At 67.7% G+C, this 19,486-nt stretch carries 12 protein-coding genes; 7 read left to right on the top strand and 5 right to left on the bottom strand.

What is annotated here, in order from left to right; translation table 11 throughout:
- Positions 1-260 precede the first annotated feature (260 nt).
- Together ABT254_RS43335 and ABT254_RS43330 are read left to right on the top strand one after the other, a co-directional pair.
- Complete coding sequence (locus ABT254_RS43335; RefSeq protein WP_351483214.1) at positions 261-482, top strand: hypothetical protein; 222 nt, start codon at positions 261-263, stop codon at positions 480-482.
- A gap of 670 nt (positions 483-1,152) precedes the next feature.
- Positions 1,153-3,768: a DEAD/DEAH box helicase family protein gene (locus tag ABT254_RS43330; protein WP_351483213.1), complete on the top strand. Its 2,616-nt coding sequence runs from the start codon at positions 1,153-1,155 to the stop codon at positions 3,766-3,768.
- Between the two features lie 246 nt (positions 3,769-4,014).
- Here the strand turns inward: ABT254_RS43330 and ABT254_RS43325 are convergent, their stop codons facing one another.
- From ABT254_RS43325 to ABT254_RS43315, 3 genes are all read right to left on the bottom strand, one after another.
- Positions 4,015-6,039 (bottom strand): hypothetical protein, encoded by a 2,025-nt coding sequence (locus ABT254_RS43325; RefSeq protein ID WP_351483212.1) that lies wholly within the window; start codon positions 6,037-6,039, stop codon positions 4,015-4,017.
- 96 nt (positions 6,040-6,135) lie between these two features.
- Positions 6,136-8,172 carry a coiled-coil domain-containing protein gene (locus ABT254_RS43320; protein WP_351483211.1) on the bottom strand — a complete coding sequence of 679 codons (2,037 nt, stop codon included), beginning with the start codon at positions 8,170-8,172 and terminating at the stop codon, positions 6,136-6,138.
- Complete coding sequence (locus tag ABT254_RS43315; protein ID WP_351483210.1) at positions 8,169-8,771, bottom strand: hypothetical protein; 603 nt, start codon at positions 8,769-8,771, stop codon at positions 8,169-8,171. The genes ABT254_RS43320 and ABT254_RS43315 overlap by 4 nt, the downstream gene beginning before the upstream one ends.
- Positions 8,772-9,560: 789 nt before the next feature.
- Here ABT254_RS43315 and ABT254_RS43310 point away from each other — a divergent pair.
- Positions 9,561-10,394 (top strand): IS5 family transposase, encoded by an 834-nt coding sequence (locus tag ABT254_RS43310; protein WP_351483209.1) that lies wholly within the window; start codon positions 9,561-9,563, stop codon positions 10,392-10,394.
- A gap of 14 nt (positions 10,395-10,408) precedes the next feature.
- On the opposite strand, the gene ABT254_RS43305 is transcribed toward ABT254_RS43310, so the two are convergent.
- Both ABT254_RS43305 and ABT254_RS43300 read right to left on the bottom strand, forming a co-directional pair.
- Entirely contained in the window at positions 10,409-11,116 is a 708-nt protein-coding gene (locus tag ABT254_RS43305; protein ID WP_351483208.1) for a hypothetical protein, read from the bottom strand.
- 78 nt (positions 11,117-11,194) lie between these two features.
- Entirely contained in the window at positions 11,195-12,760 is a 1,566-nt protein-coding gene (locus tag ABT254_RS43300) for a type I restriction-modification system subunit M (protein WP_351483207.1), read from the bottom strand.
- A gap of 107 nt (positions 12,761-12,867) precedes the next feature.
- On the opposite strand from ABT254_RS43300, the gene ABT254_RS43295 reads away from it, so the two are divergent.
- The 4 genes from ABT254_RS43295 to ABT254_RS43280 form a co-directional block, all read left to right on the top strand.
- The gene (locus ABT254_RS43295; protein WP_351483206.1) at positions 12,868-13,182 is read left to right on the top strand and encodes a trypco2 family protein; all 315 of its coding nucleotides are present in this window, start codon (positions 12,868-12,870) and stop codon (positions 13,180-13,182) included.
- Between the two features lies 1 nt (position 13,183).
- Complete coding sequence (locus tag ABT254_RS43290) at positions 13,184-15,349, top strand: VMAP-C domain-containing protein (protein ID WP_351483205.1); 2,166 nt, start codon at positions 13,184-13,186, stop codon at positions 15,347-15,349.
- Positions 15,346-16,341: an AAA family ATPase gene (locus ABT254_RS43285; RefSeq protein WP_351483204.1), complete on the top strand. Its 996-nt coding sequence runs from the start codon at positions 15,346-15,348 to the stop codon at positions 16,339-16,341. The genes ABT254_RS43290 and ABT254_RS43285 overlap by 4 nt, the downstream gene beginning before the upstream one ends.
- A 28-nt stretch (positions 16,342-16,369) precedes the next feature.
- Positions 16,370-19,486, top strand: a 3,117-nt coding sequence (locus tag ABT254_RS43280; protein ID WP_351483203.1) for an SAV_2336 N-terminal domain-related protein, incomplete at its 3' end; no start/stop codon positions are given.

Genomic DNA, 19,486 nt, shown 5'->3' with positions numbered 1-19,486 from the left:
CGCGCGGTCTGCTCCGCAGACACGACGCGCCGTCGCTACGCGACGGGAACTTCCTTGCTCCGCAAGGAAGTTGACGGACCGCCACTCCGTGACGGTCAGCTGAATTGCTCCGCAATTCAGCCAGGAATTCGCTCCGCGAATTCCAAACAGCGCGCCTAGGGGGGTCCCGCTGGACTGGCAGATCCTCAGGCAGAATTGACGATGTTTCAGTTTTCATTCTATCTGCCTCCCCTAATCCCGTTTTATTCCGAAGAAAGATCATGATCCTGGTCAAGTCAAAATCTAATCACCGCTCAATTCCTTGCTATTCGTTTGTAGTTCGTGAAACGGTACGCCACTCAAAGCTATCGGGCAAGTCGAAACCAGAGCTCAGGCTCAATACAGAGGACCGCTCGCGGTTCGGCGCACCAGCGGAGGTCGGCGATTGCCGGCAGGGCTGCCCCACATTCAGCATCGACCGCCTGGCGGGTGATCTGCTCTGACAGACAGTCACTGCGGTCCGGGCCCCGCCCGCTTCGTCCGCGGAGGGTACCGACCGGGCTACCTGCACAGAGGCGGTCTCCGGGATCAGTCGAATACGCCGGTCACAACCATGCAACCGGCACCACAGAGGGTGAGCACCTCAGGCCCGACGGCGATCCAAGCCAGCCGTGTGGACGGCGCCTGCACGCCTGCGGCAGAGAACAAGACACGCGCCTTCGGTGCTATCACTACGACACAGCGACTCGACATCAGCCGGCCCGCTGTGACCGTCGCGCTCCAGCACCTCGAGTTGGTGCAGTTGTTAGGAAGCAGCGCAACGGCGTCTACCAGCTCGACGCCATGCTGGCTGGCTACCTCACCCACGCCGACTGCGCCGCGACCATTGCCGACATGGAGTCCGCGGAACGCCTCAACGCCCGCGACTTCGTTGAGCGGTACTACGAAGCCGTGAAGATGTACCCAGGACCAGCTGGCGCGGAAACGTCGCGCCCGCGAGGAACAGAAAAAAGCCGTTGCGGCACATCGGGGCACGCTCCACGCCGTTGGCTAACAACAGCAGTAGGGATAGTGTTCCGATATCTCTTCGGTGAGGCGGGGCTCCTCCCGAAGAGACGCAGATGGGTTGACGCTGCGCCAGTTCGAGGCGCAGCGGGGGGAACGGAGTAGATCTTGGCTTTCAAGCGTAAGTCTGCTGATGCCGCCATGCCCAAGGATCCGGAGGAGTTGTACCGGACTCTGGCCGTCACCAATCGTGGTCCCGCAGCAGTGTGGGGCCATCAGCAAGATGTTCTCCGTGACTGGCATCAGAACATGTCGGACGAGCCCGACGTGGCGATCGAGCTGCCGACGGGTGCTGGAAAGACGCTCGTGGGTGGCCTGATTGGTGAATACCGGCGTAGGAAACATCGTGAGCGAGTTGCCTATCTGTGCCCCACCCGGCAGTTGGCCCGCCAGACCGCAGCGAAATTCGACGAATACGGCATCCCGAATGTCCTGCTCATCAATTCCGTGAAAACGTGGAATCAGGCTCATCAGGCACAGTATGAGGCGGGCGAGGCCATCGCCGTCAGCGTCTACAGTCACGTCTTCAACTCGAACCCTGCCCTCGGCGACGCCGACATGCTGGTCCTGGACGACGCACACGCGGCCGAGGGGTACGTCGCCAGCCCGTGGAGTTTGGGCATATCTCGAGCGTCCGCGGAGAGCGCCTACCTTGACGTGCTCTCAGTGATCGAGTCGGCGTTGGATCCCCTGGTGTGTACCCGGCTGCGTGCCCCCGATCCGGACAACTCTCAGGCGTCGTACGTGTACCTTGCCTCGCCGATCGGTGTCGCTGAACAGGGCGTGCCTCTGGAACGGGTAGTCGGGGCGGCTGCCGGCGCAGGGAAGCTGAGCACGAGTGCCACGTATGTCTGGAGGCTTCTGCAGGGGCACCTCGATCGCTGCTTGGTATACGTCTCCTACGGACAGATCCTCATCCGGCCGCTGATACCGCCGACGATGCAGCACCGGCCCTTCAGCGACCCTGCCCGACGCATCTACATGAGTGCCACCCTCGGTGACGGCGGTGAACTGGAGCGCTCCTTCGGACGCAAGAAGATCGCCCGGATTCCAGTCCCCAAGGGATGGGAGAGGGAAGGCACGGGGCGACGGTTCTTCCTCTTCCCCGAACTCACCAACGACCTATCGGCAGCTCCGAAAAGCGTGCCCGCGTTCGTATCCGGCATCATAGACACCGCAGGCAGGGCCGTCGTTCTGACCCCCGATGGTCGTACCGCGGACTCCTTCGCTGCGGCCTACCTACCGAAGACATGCCCCGTCTTGAAGGCTAGCGACGTCGAGGACGACCTCACCACATTCACCGCCATGGAACAGGCGGTCCTGCTTCTCAGCAACCGCTACGACGGCATCGATCTGCCCGATGACGACTGCCGCCTGGTCGTCCTGGCCGGTCTGCCCGCCAAGGGAGACCTGCAGGAACGGTTCCTGCATGAATCCCTTGGCGCCTTGGAGGTGCTCCAGGAGCGCATCCGCGCTCGCATCGTGCAGGGCTCGGGCCGTGCGACCCGCAACAACAAGGACTGGGCGGCCGTCGTCGTCCTGGGCCGGTCTCTGACTTCCTACCTGTCCGGCCTCGACGTTCAGGCCTCCCTGCATCCTGAGGTCCGCGCCGAAGTTGAGTTCGGACGGCGCAACAGCCTGGGCACCTCTTCCAGCGAGATGCTCGACAACCTTGCCGTATTCCGGGAGCACGGCCAGGACTGGGCAGACGTCGACAGCGACATCGTCGCCGACCGCGAGACGTACACGCGCACCGTGGCCCCGAGCGCTGGTGAACTGCGCAAGGCAGCCCGCTTCGAAGTAGCGGCCTGGGAGGCTCTCTGGAACAACCAGCTGGACTGGGCCCTGACTGCCGTCCAGCGCGTCCTCGACCAGCTCACCGGCCAGCGCACTCCGCAGCGCTACGCGGCCCTGTGGAACTACCTCGGCTACAGCATCGCCGAACGCCTCGCCCGCCAGACTGACGAACTCTCCCACCGCGAAACTGGCGCCCGCTACTACCGCGACCTCCAGCGAAAGGGACAGACCACCAACTTCCTCGCCCACCTCGTCGCCCCCAGCGACAACGCCCACGCACCCGCTCTCGGCGAACTCAACCCCCTCGACGAGGCCGCCATGCGCGGCATCATGGCCCGCACCGAACTCCACCGCGCCAACGACTTCGAGCACGCCATCGCTGAGGCTCGCACCGGCCTCGCCGACACCGAGTTCACAGCCTATGAAGCCGGACTGGTCAGCCTCGGCACCCTCGCTGGCGCCTCGGAAAGCTACGCCGAGGACGACACCCTCAAACCCGCGTCCCCCGACGCCGTGTGGATCTTCGGCGACGCCCGCTGGATCATCTGGGAAGCCAAGAGCGAAGCCACCCCCACCGGCGAGGTAAGCGCAGAAAACGTCCGCCAGGCCCAAGGCCACCTCAGCTACACCGAAGCCGAACGCGAAGCGTCTGCCCCCAGCGGATCGATCACCCTGCTCATGTCCCCCAAGCCGAAGGTGCTGCCCGCCGCACACATGATCGCCGCAGACCACCTGTACCTTGTACGCCCGCCCGCAGTACTGACAATCTTCGACCGCCTCGTCCGGGCCTGGCACACAGCCCGCGCCCGCACCATCACCGCGCTGTCGCCCGCCGAACTCGCGGAGATCTTCCAGATCGAAGAAGCTCTCCCCTCGCAATGGCTGCCACTACTCCAAGCCAATCCGCTCAAACAGCGCACTCCATGAGGTCAGAGCTGCCACCCCACCATGCCGGCGGCTGCCCAGGTAGCACAGGACGACACGTCGTTCCGGCTCAGGACGCTTACTCCCTCGTCGAGCCCCGGCGTCTCCGCGCGCAGGTTGCGCAGAGCCCCGGCGGTCGGGGTTCAGCGGCTCGGGGGGCGCGCAGGTGAGCAGGACGGTTCCGATGGCGTTTGATTGAAGCAACTGCGGCTGCCTACGCCGATCTGGCTGACCGCTATATCCGTTCGACTACAGGCCATACGGGTCACGCTTGTTGCCCTGGATGCGCAGCATGATCACGGTGCGGGGGCGGGGATCGCCGGCGGGCCCGGGGACGGTGCGGACGTGGACGCAGGCTGGCACTGCGGCCAGACCCTTGGGTTTGTCGGTGAGGTCGAGGACCACGAGGAAGTTCACGGGCGGCCCGTTGACCTGATAGGAGATGGCCTGGTCCAGGAAGGCGTTGGCGTAGGCGTCCCAGGTGGGGGTCTTCCAGTCCCGTTTGAGTTCGAGGGTGATGAGTTCGTCGTGAGGGCGCCAGGCGATATCGACGCGGCCGGCTCCTACGTTGCTGACTTCCAGGTCGACGCGCAGGCCCTGCCCGCGCAGGAAGTCGCGCAGGTCCCGGCCGAGTTCCTTCTCAAGCGGCTTCTCTTCGCCCTTCTTGAGCTGCCGTAGGTACTTGCGGGCATCGCCGCCGAACTTCTGGGTTTCGTTCAGCCGCAGGTCCAAGAAGCGCAGGAGGTACAGCAGCATGCGGTCGATGTCGGCGGCGAACTGGCCGGTGTAGCCGTCGGGGCACTGTTGGCGGAGCTCGGCGCGGACTGTTCGGTAGGCGGTGGCGATGGCGGGGATCTCGTCAACGGGCTCTTGGGCTTGCCGTGCTTCCCACATTGCTGCCAGGCGTTCGGTGAGTTCGGGGGCTGAGGCGAGGAAGACGGTCAGGCGGTCGGTGTCGGCTGGGTGGAGGGGAAGCCCGGCGAGCGCGGCCGCCGGGCGTTCAGATTTTGGGCGGGGGTCACCCCTTCCGGCGATCAGTGCCTCGCGGAGGGCGGCGGCCTGTTCGCGGACGATGGGTGTCGTGGGGTCCTGGTCGGTGTCCTGCGCGGCGCTCAGTTCGTCGAGCCACTGGTCGAGCAGGGCTAGTCCGCGCTCGTGTGCAAGCAGGGTTTGTTCGACGCGCGGGGCCAGGACGGTGTGTAGTCCGGCGGAGGCGGGTGGTGGGCTGGAGGTGCTGGTGGCCAGGGTCCCATCGGTGGAGGTGAGCAGGTCCAGGCTGCGGTGAGAGGCGTAGACGGCGACCAGGTCGCTGATGACGGCGGCGGCGTGCAGCCAGGCGCCGGGTTGGTCGGCTGCCTGTGCCCGGTTGAGGGTGTCCAGCAGGCGTTGCCAGGCGTTGAGGGTGTCCAGGCGGGGGGTGCGCCAGCCGGGTGGCAGGCGGAGCAGGTTCAGGCGGATGTCGAGGATCGCGTCCTGGAGTTGGCGGAGGGTGTCTGCGGAGACGGTGCCGCCTGAGCTGTAGGTGAGGACAGCGTCGAGGGCGGCGCCGAATGCGGCGGCGTCGGGGCGCTCTTCGTCGCAGTAGGCGTCGCGCAGGTACTGGCGGGCCTTGAGCAGCAGGGGGCGGGCGTGGTCGAGGGTGTCTGCGGTGAGGGCTTGGCGGAGGGTGAGCATGCCGAGTTCGAAGACGGCGTCGTCGGCGACGTCGTCGTGGTTGAGGAACTCCTCGAGGAGGTGGGAGATCTCGGGGGATGGGAAGTGTTCGGCGAGCGCGCCGGCGACGCGGACGGCGCGGATGGCGAAGTCGTCGTCGATGCGGGGCAGTTCTCTGCGCATCCGGCGGAGTCGGTCCTGCAGTCCGTACGGCTTGGCAGCATCCGCGAGGACGAGGCGGGCGCAGGCTTCCAGGGCGATGCCGCCGAGTAGGTCGAGCCGGGTACGGCTGGCATCGAGCCACACGTCGGCCAGGTCCTCGCCCAGCGTGGGGACTGCGTCGGGGTGTGTGAGGAGGGTTGCGACGACGTCTTCGAGGAGGAGTGGGTCGTCGGTTTCGGCCGCGGCGAGGAGGAAGTCCTGGCCATGCTGGCTGTCGAGCACGGCGGTGTCGTCACATACGAGGCTCAGCAGGACGGGCAAGTCGTCGTGGTCCAGCAGCAGGTCTCGGGCGTCGGTCAGCAGGGCTGGGCCGCCGAGGTCGGCCAGGGTGGGCAGGGGCGTGCCGGTGCGGCGGGCGTCCCTGAGCGGCTGCAGAGGGTCGCCTGCGAGGGCGGGCATCGGTTGCCTCCTTCCGGCCGCCGGAGTGGTGTAGGGACGTAGGGTTCTAGCTGGGTGCCTGGAGCTGGGCGCAGGGGTCTTGTCGGGTCGGTGCGGTCACCACAGGCGCTCCCCGGCGGGGGCAAGTCGTAGCTGGCCCGTGGGGATGATGGAGGCGACGTCCTGGCCGCGGGCGGTGGCGATGATGACTTGCAGCTCGGGTGCCATGTCGGTGAGTTTCACCAGGTCCTGCACCATGAGTTGCAGGTCGGTGCTGTCGACTTCTTCGGCTCCCGGAGAGTCGATGATCAGCAGTCCGGGGTGCCGACCGACGCCGCTGCGGATGCCGTGCCGCAGCAGAGCGGTCGTGGTGACGATCTTCAGTCGTAGTTGTTCGCCTTCGGTCACGGATCCGTAGGAGTGCTTCTGGCCGCCTTTCCACACGTCCAGGGTGGCTCCGGTGCCCAGTTCGACGCGCTGGAGCATCTCCAGGCCAAGGGCGCGGCCCATGGTGACGATGTCCTTCTGGATGGCCTTGAGGACTTCCTTGAGTGCCGCGGTGCGGCGGGCGTGTGCGGTCTTCTCGGCGGCTTTGAGAACGTCGTTGGCCTGTTCGAGGGGGGTGATGTCGACGGCGGCGTCGAGGGCGGCGAAGCGGCCTTTGCGTTCGGAGACCGCTCCCTCCAGGCGGGCCACGGCCAGTTCCGCGGCGCGGCGCTCGGCGATACCGGGATCGCGCAGGGCGCTGTTCAGTGCGGTTTCGGCCTGCGTGAAGGCTTCGGCCGAGTGGATGGCCCGCCGCTGGGATGCTCCCAGGCCGCTGGCGGCCTCCTCCACTGCCTGCTGCACGCCGGCGAGTTCCTGGCGCAGGCTCTCCGGGTCCACGCCCTCGTCCTCATGGTCTGCGACGCCGGCCTGGTGGGCCGATGCGGGCAGGTGTGAAGTACACAGGGAGCACTGTCCCTCTTGTTCCTTGGCCCACTGCTCCTTGGAAACCTTCGTGTCGCAGCGGGGGCAGACGGTCGGCATCAGCGTGTGGAAGAACGCTTTGGCCAGGACCGCCTCCTGGGCGGCCTGCAGGGCCGAGGCGAGGCTGTAGCGCTGCTCCTCGAGCAGGTCGTGCCGTGAGCGGGCCGCGGCCAGTTCCCGTTGCGCGTCGGCTGCTTCCTGGGTGGCGTCGGCCAGCGCCCGGTAGGCGGCGGTGAGATCGCCGACGGCCTGCTGTTGCCCGGGCAGCGCGTCCAAGCGGGCGCGTTCGGTGTCCAGTTTGCGGCTGAGTTCTCCCAGCTGGGCGCGGCGGGCTTCGGCGTCGGCGGTGGCCCGCTGCCGGGCGGCGGACAACTGGGCCGCCACCACCTTCTGGGCCACGGCGGCGGAAACCATCGTGGACGCCCAGGGGGCTCCGAGGAAGAGTTCCAGCAGCCGGGTCGGCAGAGCGTTCTTCGACTCGTTGCCCAGTAGCTGGCCGAGGCCCTTGCGGTTGATGTGCAGGCCGCTGGCGTAGGAGGGCCAGGACAGCTCGCCGGTGACCGGCAGCGCTTCGACCTCCCCGCGCGGCTTTTGCTGGGTGCGCAGTGGTTCCAGTCCGAGGCGTTCCATCATGAAGGCGTCCATCGACTCCTCGAACGCCTTCACGCCGTCGAAGGACACCAGCACTACCCCGGTCTGCTGCGAGGCCACGGTGCCGGCCGGGACGCCGTCGGTCACCGTCATCTCCACCACGAGCGACTCGTCGTCCAGGAGGAACTGGGTGCGCACGCGGTGCAGCCAGCTGCGTACGTCGCGCTGGAGGCCGCTGCGGCCCCGCAGGCACCATAAGACGATCTCAAGGACGCTGGACTTGCCGGCCTCGTTCTTGCCCGTAGAGGCCAGGCACCACACTCCGGGCCCCGGCTTCCAATGGAAGCGGAACGGCACCCCGGCGGGATCCGCCTTCTCGTCGCCGTCCGGCACGGGGCGTGTGCCTTCGAACTCCACTTCGGTCACCTGGAGTCGGTGAGGACGGGGCAGGGCCGTGTGCGCCCGCACGCCGTGTTCTGTCAGAACTTCGCGCACCACGTCGGCGGGTTGCCCGGAGCGCGCGGCGACCTCCTCCAGCCATGCCTCGACAGGCCCGGCAGCGTCGTCTTCCACGTCTTCGATGTCGTCGCTCACGCTGCGAGTCCCTCCCGTGCCAGTGCCGCCGCTAGACGTTCCCGCACCCGGGTCGTGATGCCGCCGATCAGCTGGCGCTCCGGGGTGTCGGCGTACTCGTCATGCCCGTACTGCAACGCCTTCAGCTGGCCCCCCGACATTCCCTGCGCCGCCATCGCGACGTAGGCGGTCTGCTGGTCGTACCAGGCCAGCAACGGCTCCGCGGCGCGCATCCGCTCCGCCTGCGCCGCTCCCGCCTCCAGCAGGTAGTAGTCACGGCGCCGGACGTACTCGTCCGACGTCCGCCCGGACCGCCGGATCGCGATCAGCTCCAGATGCCGCAGCACACTGAGCGCGTTATTAAGCTGCTCGAACGCCCCATGCCGACCCCGCAGCATCCGGTAGGTGTGCAGTGCCGGCTCCCGCTCTTCCAACACCGCCCGCGCATCCAGCAACCGCTCACGCGGCAGCCGTCCCTCCTCGCACCCAGAGATGATCACATTCGCCAGGTAATCCGGGTTGCGTACCAGGAAGTCGAGCTTCTGCAGCTTGCGCTCCGCATTGATCACCCGAACCGCCGACTCCGGGACGCCCTCGCCGGCCTCGCACCTATCCCCCAAACGGTCAAGGATGAACAACATCCGCACCGCCGTCTGACCCGCAGTCGGTAAAACGATCCCGACCACCCCCCTCGAACCGCGCTGCCCAGCCCCATACGTACAGTTCCTGCACCCGTACGTGCCGTGACCATACAGCTACAACATCGGCTTGGGGAGCCGTGTAGACGTTCACGTATTCCGTGACCGTCGACAGCTGGATTCCGCGCGATGAATTCCCCATAGAGCCTGCGCTGGGACGAGCCCGGGACAGCGAGGCCAGCAAGTCCCCGCCCGATCGCGTCAAGGATCTCCAGCACGTACTCGCCCCCCAACTGCACGACGAATGGGACCACCCATGGCTCCATTGACGCCACGATCTGTTCGAGGTGACGCTGGCGGACCCGGCCGTCACTGTGCCGGGAGTACAGGCAATGCAAAATCACCTGTTGGGTTCCGGTCAGTGTCCGCTCCAAGTCGTCGCCCGACTCCTCGTTGTAGATGCGCGAGGGGATGACGACGGTCCCGCCTTGCACCTCAACCTCGAAAGGGCTCCACCGGCGCGAGCCTGGCGTCCGGCATGACTGCCAGGACGCTCTGCACATCACCGGCAAGACGGGGCGGAAAAGCTGTCTCCAGGACATGGGTGACGTTCGACGGATCCCGAGGCAGCAGCACAACACGAGGATAGGCAGCGAGCCTCTCACTCCCTCAGCCGCCTGCCTCAGCGTTACAGACAAGCCTTAGAACTCCTAACGAAATGATCTTCGAGGTGGTTGGATCACTCCGGGACCAATGATCCGGGGGTGCGGGATGGCTCGTCCGAAGCCGTGGGAAGTCGACGACGAGCTGTGGGCGGTGATAGAGCCGCTGCTGCCCAAGGTCGAGCGCCGGACCCGGCATCCTGGGCGCAAGCGGCGTCCGGACCGGCTGGTGTTCCAGGGCATCCTGTTCGTGCTGCACACCGGGATCTCCTGGGAACACCTGCCGCAGGAACTCGGCTTCGGGTCGGGGATGACCTGCTGGCGGCGCCTGGCCGAGTGGACCGAGGCCGGCGTGTGGTCCCGGCTGCACGAGATCCTCCTCGCCAAGCTCCGCAGCGCGAACGCCCTGGACTTCTCCCGGGCGGCCGTCGACGGCTCCCACATCCGCGCGGGCTCCAAGACCGGACGAAGCCCCGTTGACCGGGGCAGGACGGGCAGCAAGCATCACCTGATCACCGACGCCACGGGCATCCCGCTCGCCGCCACCCTGACCGGCGGCAACCGCAACGACGTCACCCAGTTGATCCCCCTGCTCCAGGCCGTGCCGCCGGTGCGGGGCAAGCGCCGCCGGCCCCGGCGCCGCCCGGACGCGGTCCTCGCGGACCGCGGCTACGACCATGACAAGTACCGCCGCCTGGTCTGGGACCTCGGCGTGAAACCACTGATCGCCCGCCGCGGCACCGAACACGGCTCCGGTCTGGGCACCCAACGCTGGGTCGTGGAACGCGCCTTCGCGCACCTGCACTGGTTCCGCCGCTTACGGATTCGCTGGGAGATACGCGACGACATCCACGAAGCATTCCTCACCTTGGGATGCGCACTCATCTGCTGGAGGCGTCTCACCCCACGACGGCAGACGGCCCCTGTACCGCATGGGCCGTGAACTGTAGAGGCTGGTCAGTGCACGCGTTCACCGCACTCTGCTGGTAACAGGGCGGCGCCGGGCGGCAGTTCGGCTGGACGCCGTCCCGTCACCCGCAGGCACGCTTCAGCAGAGCCGTCCACGGGTGGGTATTCGAGGGCAACCTCATCCAGCACGGCGATCTCGCCGCCGACGTGTAGTTCCGCCGCGTGCACGCCGCTCGGGAAACAGCCGGCCAGAGCCCCGAAGGCTGCCATGTCATTGCTGTCGGCGACGCACTCTCGGATCTCGAAACGCCAGTGCTCGGCCGCATCGGCAAGCAGTGCCCTGCCCCGCTTGCCCAGTCCAGCAAGGAGAGCTGAGCGAGCTCGCAACTGATGGGCGATAGCGCAGCAGATCGGGACTGCTGTGCCGTAGGACGTCGTCACCCGCGTGTACTCGCCGTGAGGATAGGACGACAGGGCCTCATCGACCAGCCCCAACGCGGCGTCCCGCGCCGCCGGGTGACCCTGCTGCGCGATGTCCAGGAGCAGAGGGGTCGCGACCGCGGCCGCAGGAAACACCGCGGCACTGTGGCCATGGCCGATTCCGCCGCCGCCAAGCAGCGAACTGGCCTCAGCCGCCTCCACCAGGTTCGCTGCATCCGCCAGCGCGCGCAGACCGCGGGCGGCACGAGCCGGTTCATACCAGTCGGGATGGCCCGGTATGGCACTCCAGTCCACCGCGTTGATCGCATCCAACACGACAGCATCCTTGCACCTGTCTGCTGCCCACTGCCCCAGGGCCCGACGATGCCTTGTGAGTCATTCCGTTAGGAGTTCTTAGTCGAACAGGCCGTACAAATCCTTCGTCAACGCCGTGTGCTTCTCAGGGCCGGTCTCTAGGTCCTCATCCTCGTCGGGCCCTGTACTCACGTACCGCCCTGGCGTCAGCACGTACCCATGTTCGCGCACTGTCGCGAGATCTACCGAGAGACAGAAGCCGGGCTCGTCCCGGTAGCTCAAATTGGACTGGCGGGCGGAGGCCGTGCCGCGCCACGCGCGGTAGGCGTCGACAATACTGGCCGTGTCCGCGGTGTCCAGTACTCGCGAGGTGCGATCGGCCATCACGCCGAGTCGGCGGGCGTCGATGAAGAGGATCTGGCCTCTGCGCTCTTCGAGGCCGGCGGACCCCTGTGACGACTTGTTCCTAGCCAGCACCCAGAGGCAGGCAGGAATGGATGTCGAACGGAACAGTTGTGGCGGCAGCGCCACGATGCAGGCGACCTGGTCGCTTTCGATCAGCGCCCGTCTGATGTCGACCTCGCCACGCGACTGGGAGAACAGGGAACCGTTCGCCAATAGGACGCCAGCCGTTCCCCGCTCGCCCAGCTTGGAGATCGCGTGCTGGAGCCATGCGTAGTTGGCGTTGTTACGCGGGGGAACTCCGTACGTCCATCGGGGATCGCTCTCGTTTCGCGCCCAGTTCTTGATGTTGAACGGCGGCTGGGCCAGCACGAAGTCAGCCTTGAGGTCCGGGTGCACGTCGTAAGCGAGGGTGTCCTCCCAACACAGGCCGAGGTCGCCGTCGATGTTATGGATGGCGAGGTTCATCTTGGCCAGGCGCCAGGTCCGTTCGTTCATCTCCTGGCCGTGAACCGTGATGTCGGCGCGGTGGTCGCGGCCCCGGTAGGTCTCGACGAACCTGCTTGCCTGGACCAGCATGCCGCCCGAACCGCACACCGGGTCGTATACGCGCCCCTCGTACGGCTCCAGGAGCTCCACGACCAGACGGGTGACCGAGGACGGTGTGTAAAACTCTCCGCCTTTCCTGCCCTCCAAAACCGCAAAATTGTGTAGGAAGTACTCGAACACATCTGCCGGTATGTCATGTGCCCGGTTGGTCTCGGCGTCGCCGAAGCGAGCGTCGCCGATGAGGTCGACGAGATCGGCCAGTTGCTCGTCGTTGCCGAGCCGGTTGAAGACCTTTGGCAGGGCACCGATCAGGGAGGCATTCTCCCGCATGATCGCGTCCATGGCGTCGTCGATTTGCTTGCCGAGGCCCTGGGGCCGCGCGTTGCGGGTGATCGCCGCCCAGCGGGCCGTTGTGGGGACCCAGACGGCATGGGTGTTGGTGTACGAGGCCCTTTCGTCGACGAAAAACCTACGGAGGTCGTCGTCGATCCCGGCTGCGAGTAACCGCTGCTCCAGCGCTAGGCGATGCTCTTCGATCACGTCGGAGACGTACTTGAGAAAGATCAGGCCGAGGACGGTTTCCTTGTACTCTGCGGCGTCGATGAGACCGCGGAGCTTGTCGGCAGCCTTCCAGAGGATGTTCTGGAGCTCTCGAGGAGAGGACCCGCCCGGCTGCCTCGGCTGATCGGCGGGTTTCCTGTGTCGCGGTGGCATGGAGGCAGACCATCTCCTTCCGCCCTCGGAACCTCGCGGAAGCGGTAACGTGACGAGGCATCAGGGCATGTGTTGCCAGAAGAGTAACGGGGGCGCCGGGAGTGGGGATGCCGAGTGTCGGGCTAGCCGCGGCCATTGAGGAGTTGCGGCAGGAGTTGTACCAGGCGCAGGCCCTGGGCTCCGGCCAGCAGTTCGCGTTCGGCGTCGAAGAGGCCCAGCTGGAACTGCTGTTGGAGCTGCGCGACAGCGGCAAGGGCGACGGCAAGCTCTCCTTCGGCGTCGCGACCGTGGGCATAAGCGGGGAGCACTCCACGGTCCGGACCCACAAACTGACGCTGACGCTGTCGGTCCGAGATCGTGCCGCTGGCGGGACCAGTCCCGATATCAGCGACGACGAAACCGGGTCCTGGGACGAGGAGTGAGATGGATCCGCGCAGACTGGCGCTGATCCGCGGCGGGACGGCGCGACAGCGCCGCACCACCGGCTCCGGCTATCTGATCGCTCCGCGTCTCGTACTCACTGCCCGCCATGTGCTCGCTGACAAGGACAGCGGCTCCCACTGGCCGGAGATCCACGTGTGGGTGGGGCATCCCGGCAAAGGCGGCGTCGTGCGCACCAGGGCAGATGTCCTCTGGACGCATCCGCAGGGCCTGGACGTCGCGCTTCTCAGTCTTCGCGACCAGGTGGACATGCCGGGATCCGTCCGCTGGGGCCGTCCCGTCGGCAAAACCCCGCTGCGATATGAGGGGCTCGGCTTCCCCTTGGCCAACGCGGACGAAGGTCGCGGCGTCGAGCACCTGCGAGGAGAGCTGGCCCCGCTGTCCTCAGACTCCCGAGGCCTCTACGTTCTCGACCAGAAGCCGGCGCCCGACCCTCGTGACGACGGCCGCAAACCCTGGGGAGGGGCATCGGGAGCGGCGGTCTTCTGCGAGGACTACGTCGTCGGAGTGGTCGTCCAGGACTGTCAGTCGTACGGAAACCGCCGTCTGCTCGCCTGCCCAGCCGGAGCCTTCGCGCAGGACAGCGACTTCGACGTCCTCCTGCGACGGTACGCCGACGGCCCGCCCCGGCTCGTCGAGATCGACGCGCCCCTGCCTAAGGCCCCGCCAGCGGCCGAACGCACGCAGACCGAGAAGGACATCGAGCGGTCGCTGTGGCCGATACTCGGCGCCCCGGGCGCCTGCTCGGCCCATGCCCGTGCGCTCGCCGACCAGCTGGGCATGCGGGTCCCCGACGACTACGCGCCGTCCCTGCCCGACCTCGTGGCCCTGGCCGCGGCACATCCCCGGGCCCTTGCCTCCCTCAGCGGCACGCTGGCCGAGACGATCAACGACGAGGACGACCGCACCCGGCTGACCTCTCTCCTCTCCCACGCGCGAGCCGTCGGATTCGGCTCCCTGCTGTCCCTGGAAGAGCACGAGTGCCTTGTTGACCTGCTGCGCGGCATCTGCAAGGAACATCCCGCGCTGCTGCCACGGGCCGCACGCGAGGCCCTGCGCTACACCTGTCTGCCCGAGCCGCTCTCCCGTACCCATCTGCCGGTCGACGGCCTCGAACAGGTCGTCGACGGGTTGGAGGCGATAACCGACAGCGAACATGTACCGGACGGAACTCCGCCAGTGCCGGCCCTGCTGCGGCTGACCGAGTACGTGGCGGCGGCCGTCGCAGGCGAGAACGCCTCCGCGCTGCGTCAGTGGTCCGCCCGGGTGGCCGGCCGGACCGGCATCCACCCGACCGCCCTCAACGAGCGGCGTGCCGACGCCCGTCAGTGGGCGGCCCGGCAAACGTCGCCGGTGGCACGCGTGGTGCTGGAGCTCACCGTCGATCACGACGCCCCCGACGAGCGGTATGTCTGCCGGGTCCTCCTCGCCCGCAAGGACGGCACACACACCGTGCTGCGCGAGCCTGAGACCATGTCGAAGACACCGGAGGAAGCAGCTCGTTATCTGCGTGAGGCGGTGGAGTGCGCGGCCGACGAACCCGGCCAGGAGCACCATGTGCCCTGGGTGACGGTACTGGTCGACCGGCAGGGACTCCACCTGGCCGTGGACGAGTGGAATCCGGGAGCACCCAACGAATTCATTCCCGAACAGCCCCTCGGGGCGGAGTTCCGCCTGACGCTGAGCTGCCCCGAGATGAGCGACTTCGCGCGTGGCCGTGACCGTGAGCAGCGACGCCGCTGGGCGAGCGGTGACCAGATGCCGCTGGTCGCCGACCAGAACTGCGCCAGTCCGCGGCGGCTCACCCGACTGCTCCAGGACAGTCACCGGGACGCCGCAGGGGTGATCCTCCACGGCCCCCGCGACCAACGGACGCAACTGCTCCAAGTCTGTCTTGCGCTGGGTGTCCCGGTGGTCCTCTGGGACCGCGAGGCCGACTGCTACGAGGACGCCGCGAGGCTGCAGGGGCTGGACCCCACCGGCCCGCTGGCCGGCCTCCCCGAGCGCGTCCGTCGGTTCCGGGGCGAGGTCTTCGAGTCCGAGGAGGCGAGCCTGCCCCGCCCTGCTCTGGTGTGGGAGGAAGACCGCCGCCCGGAGTCGCAGTCGCTGCAACTGAGGGACCCCAGGAAAGGAACTCACGCCTCATGACGACGACAGAGCCCGGGCCCGGCCACCGTCCCGCGCCACCCGACAGCGCCTGGCGGCTGTTCCGCGGCGATGGGGACTCCCGCGAGATCGCGTTCCCTCCGGCCCCGCCGTGGCGCCGGTTCGACCCGGACGAACCGTCACCGGGTGGCAACGCCTCCCGTCCCCGGCCCTACCTCATCGGCAGCGACGAGGTCGACGTCGTCAACGCGGCCCTCCACCTGCGCCGGCCTCTGCTGGTGACCGGCCACCCCGGGACGGGCAAATCCTCCCTCGCGCACGCCATCTCGCACGAGCTCGCCCTCGGCCGTGTCCTGCGCTGGCCGGTCAACAGCCGTTCTACCCTGCAGGACGCTCTCTACCAGTACGACGCCGTCGGCCGGCTGCGTGAGGCCGGTCTGCGCCGCGACTCGGGCGACCCGGAACCAGGCATCGGCCAATACGTTCGCCTCGGTCCTCTGGGCAACGCTCTGGTTCCCCAGGAACGCCCCAGGGTGCTGCTGATCGACGAACTCGACAAAGGCGACGTGGACCTGCCCAACGACCTGCTCGCGGTCTTCGAGGAAGGCGAGTTCGACATTCCGGAACTCACCCGCCTGCCCGAGGACCACACTCCGGTGCACGTCCAGACCGACGACCCGGACTCCCCCGCACCCGTCCTGCGGGGCCGCGTCCGCTGCAGGGAGTTCCCCGTCGTGGTCATTACCAGCAACGGCGAACGCGACTTCCCACCCGCCTTCCTCAGGCGCTGCGTGCGTCTCGACCTCCCCGAGCCCGACGAACACCGTCTGCGGGACATCATTGGCGCACACCTCGGCCCGGACGCGCTGGGAGACGTCGACGACCTGCTGGAGGAGTTCCTCAGCCGCCGCGCCCCCGGCGAACTCGCCACCGACCAGCTCCTCAACGCGGTCTTCCTGCGCAAGGGGGGCGTCAACCTCGACGCGGGATCCCTGCTCGACGCCGTTTTGCACCAACTCGGCGGAGCCGTGTAGGGACATGATCCGGCGCCTGAGAGATGTCATGGCTGGCAGCGGGGTGGACCTCTCCGACGAGGAGCTTCTCGACACCCTGTGGCTCGCCGCCAGCCTGCCCCGGGACGTCGCCCCGCTGGCCCGGACAGGTGTGCCCGCTTCACGCCCAGGGCGGCCCGACCCCGGTCACCGGAGTCCGTCGCCCACCCCACAGGACTCCGCCTCAGCCGCCGACGGGCCGGCCCCGGCGCCACCGGAGGATCCTCAGCCCGACCGTCCGATGCACGCCGCGCCGGAGACGAACGAGAGCGGGCTGCGGGACCTTTCCCCTCACAGGGCGTTCGCGGTCCGGGCTCCGGACAGCCGCGCCCTCAGTGCCCAGGAGCTCCGGCTCGGCAAATCACTCCGTCCGCTGCGGCAGCGCTTCCCCGACCGCCGCCGCCACGAACTCGACATCAGGCGCACCGTGGCCGCCATGGCCGAGACCGGTCTGCCGGAAATCGTCACCCGCCCCACCAGAACCCGCTGGCTCTCCCTCGTCCTCGTGGTCGACGACGGCGTCTCCATGGTTCTCTGGCAACGCCTCGCCGTCGAAGTACGCACCCTCATGGAGCGCGCGGGAGCGTTTCGTGACGTGCGTGTCCACGGACTCGACACCCGCAGCCCCCAGGCCCCGCTCCTGAGCGCCCGCCCCTTCCAGGGAAGGGGCCCCTACCAATCGCCCGCGAGCGTGAGCGACCCCGCCGGAGACACGCTCGTTCTCGTTGTCAGCGATGGCGTCGGCGAAGCCTGGTGGGACGGCCGGATGCGCGAAGCGATGGACTTCTGGGCACGCCGAGGCCCCACCGCCATCATCCACGCACTGCCCACCCGTCTTTGGGCGAGCACCGGGATCACGGCACAGCAGTGGCAGGTCACCAGCCACCGCCGCGGCGGCCCAACCACCACCTGGCACCTCAACGACCCGGTGCTGCCCCCTGACCTGGTCCGCTTCAACTCCGTGCCGGTACCCGTCCTCGAACCCTCGCCCACCGCCATTGCCGACTGGGCCCGGCTGGTCGCCTCACCCGGCGCCACCACACTGCTTCCTGTGTGGCACAACGGTGAGTCTCCCAAGGGCCGCCCCTTCGCCGATACCCGCCACGTCAACGACGCGCAGGCCGTCCTGCGCTTCCGCGACGCCGCTTCACCCGAGGCATACCGCCTCGCGGGCCATCTGGCAGCCGTGGCGCCTCTTACTCCACCGGTGATGCGACTGATCCAGGGAGCACTGGGAGCACCCACGGACCACGGACACATTGTCGAAGTCTTCCTGGGCGGCCTGATGCGCCAGGTAAACGCCGACAAGCTGACCCGCCTCCCTCATCACCAGCTCTTCGACTTCACCGAAGAAGCCCGCCGGATCCTTCTCGGCGCTATCCCTCCCCAGGAGCTGCTGCGCACCACCCGGGCCGTCGCCGACCTCCTGGAGGCCACCGCTGGTCGTTCCCCGGACTTCCCTGCCTGGGTCAGCCACCCCGACGGATCCGCCGTGATCGGGGAGGCCGGCCGGTCGTTCGGCTGGCTGAAGGATCGGTTGCTGCGGCGACTGGGAGTACCGCGGACGAGCCCCGCACCGACGGCCACCTCGCCGGCGCAGCTGCCGGAGTCGGCGGCCGACGGCCTCAGCGGCACGTCCGGGACACCGGAAATCCAGACCCCCGACGTGCCACCAGGCTGGTCGCCGCTCTGGCCGAAAGACGCCCGCCGCCTCGGCCCATACCGGCTCTTCGCCCGCAGCGACCGCGGATGGCTCGACATCGTCATGTATCTGGCCCTGGACGAAGCGGGCGAGACCGTGACGGTACGAGCACCCGCGCCGCTGTACTCCTTGTCGTTGAGCCAGGGCAGGGAGCTCATCCTCACCGAGGCGGACTGCCTGGCCCGTATGGACGGCATTCACGCGCCGCGGTTGTTGGAGTTCCATGCGGACGACACCGGACATCGCCCCTGGCTGGCCTCCGCCTATCTCCGTCGCCGCGATGACGACAAGGGCTCCGGCCCCGCACCGAACTTGCGTGCCATCTTCAAGGAGCGAAGAAGCCCGGCCAGCGCTCTCTTCCGGCGTGTTGGACGTGACCTGGCCCGTGCGGTGAGCCGCGCGCACAGCCTCAATCTGGTGCACGGCGCTCTCGTACCGAAGACCGTGCTGGTCACCGACCACGACGTTTGGCTGATCGGCTGGATGACGGCGACACGAGACGGTGAGCACAGCGACCACCTCCACCTGTTCCTTCGCAGCGAGACCTGTTTCCAGGCGCCGGACGACATCGCGGGGCCGACCAGGGAGAGCGACATGTACTCCGTGGGAGCCCTACTCCTCGCCTGCGCCACCGGCCGGTGGACGGACCTCGAAGCGGATGCAGCACTCCGCCGGGCGCTGGAGGAGTCGGGGATCGACACGCCGATCGCCGACGCGTTGTGGAGGTGCCTGGACCCCAATCCCTCTGCCAGGCCGACGGCCGACGAGCTGGCCGAGGTCTTCACGCGGGTTTCCGACGAACTGGCCGACGTTCGACCCGAGGACACTCTCGTCGAGATCACCGAGACGGTGGCGGAGTATCGGGAGTTGGCTCGACAGGACCCCGACGCCCACCGTCTTCACCTCGCCTCGCTGCTGTACGAGTTGTCCAACCGGTTGGGCGAAGCGGGCAGGCGTGAGGAGGCACTTGCGGCCATCACCGAGTCGGTGGGGGTGTACCGGGACCTGCAGGGTCCGCGGCCGCAGGCCCACCGCCAGGACCTCGCCAGATTCCTGAACAACCTCTCAGTCCGGTTGGGCGACGTGGGTCGGCGTGCGGAAGCCCTCTCGGCGATCTCGGAGGCCGTGGAGATACACCGGGAGTTGGTACGGCAGAACCCAGCCCATCTCCCCAACCTCGCTACAACTCTCAACAATCTGTCCAACCGTCTGGGAGAGACGGGCCGGAGGGAAGACGCCCTGGCCGCGATCACCGAGGCGGTCGACCTGTACCAGGAGTTGGCTCGGCAGCAGCCTGACGTCTACCGCCCCGACCTCGCCAGAGGTTTGAACAATCTGTCCAACCGTCTGGGAGAGACGGGCCGGAGGGAAGACGCCCTGGCCGCGATCACCGAGGCGGTCGACCTGTACCGGGAGTTGGCTCGG

The sequence above is a fragment of the Streptomyces sp. NPDC001137 genome (genome assembly GCF_040298885.1).
Taxonomy (GTDB): Bacteria; Actinomycetota; Actinomycetes; order Streptomycetales; family Streptomycetaceae; genus Streptomyces.
This window is presented reverse-complemented; position numbering and strand designations above follow the sequence as displayed.

Coding starts and splice junctions, on each gene's coding strand:
- ABT254_RS43335 (WP_351483214.1), top strand. CDS start 261: ATGATCCTGGTCAAGTCAAAATCTAATCACCGCTCAATTCCTTGCTAT.
- ABT254_RS43325 (WP_351483212.1), bottom strand. CDS start 6,039: ATGCCCGCCCTCGCAGGCGACCCTCTGCAGCCGCTCAGGGACGCCCGC.
- ABT254_RS43310 (WP_351483209.1), top strand. CDS start 9,561: ATGGCTCGTCCGAAGCCGTGGGAAGTCGACGACGAGCTGTGGGCGGTG.
- ABT254_RS43300 (WP_351483207.1), bottom strand. CDS start 12,760: ATGCCACCGCGACACAGGAAACCCGCCGATCAGCCGAGGCAGCCGGGC.
- ABT254_RS43295 (WP_351483206.1), top strand. CDS start 12,868: ATGCCGAGTGTCGGGCTAGCCGCGGCCATTGAGGAGTTGCGGCAGGAG.
- ABT254_RS43290 (WP_351483205.1), top strand. CDS start 13,184: ATGGATCCGCGCAGACTGGCGCTGATCCGCGGCGGGACGGCGCGACAG.
- ABT254_RS43285 (WP_351483204.1), top strand. CDS start 15,346: ATGACGACGACAGAGCCCGGGCCCGGCCACCGTCCCGCGCCACCCGAC.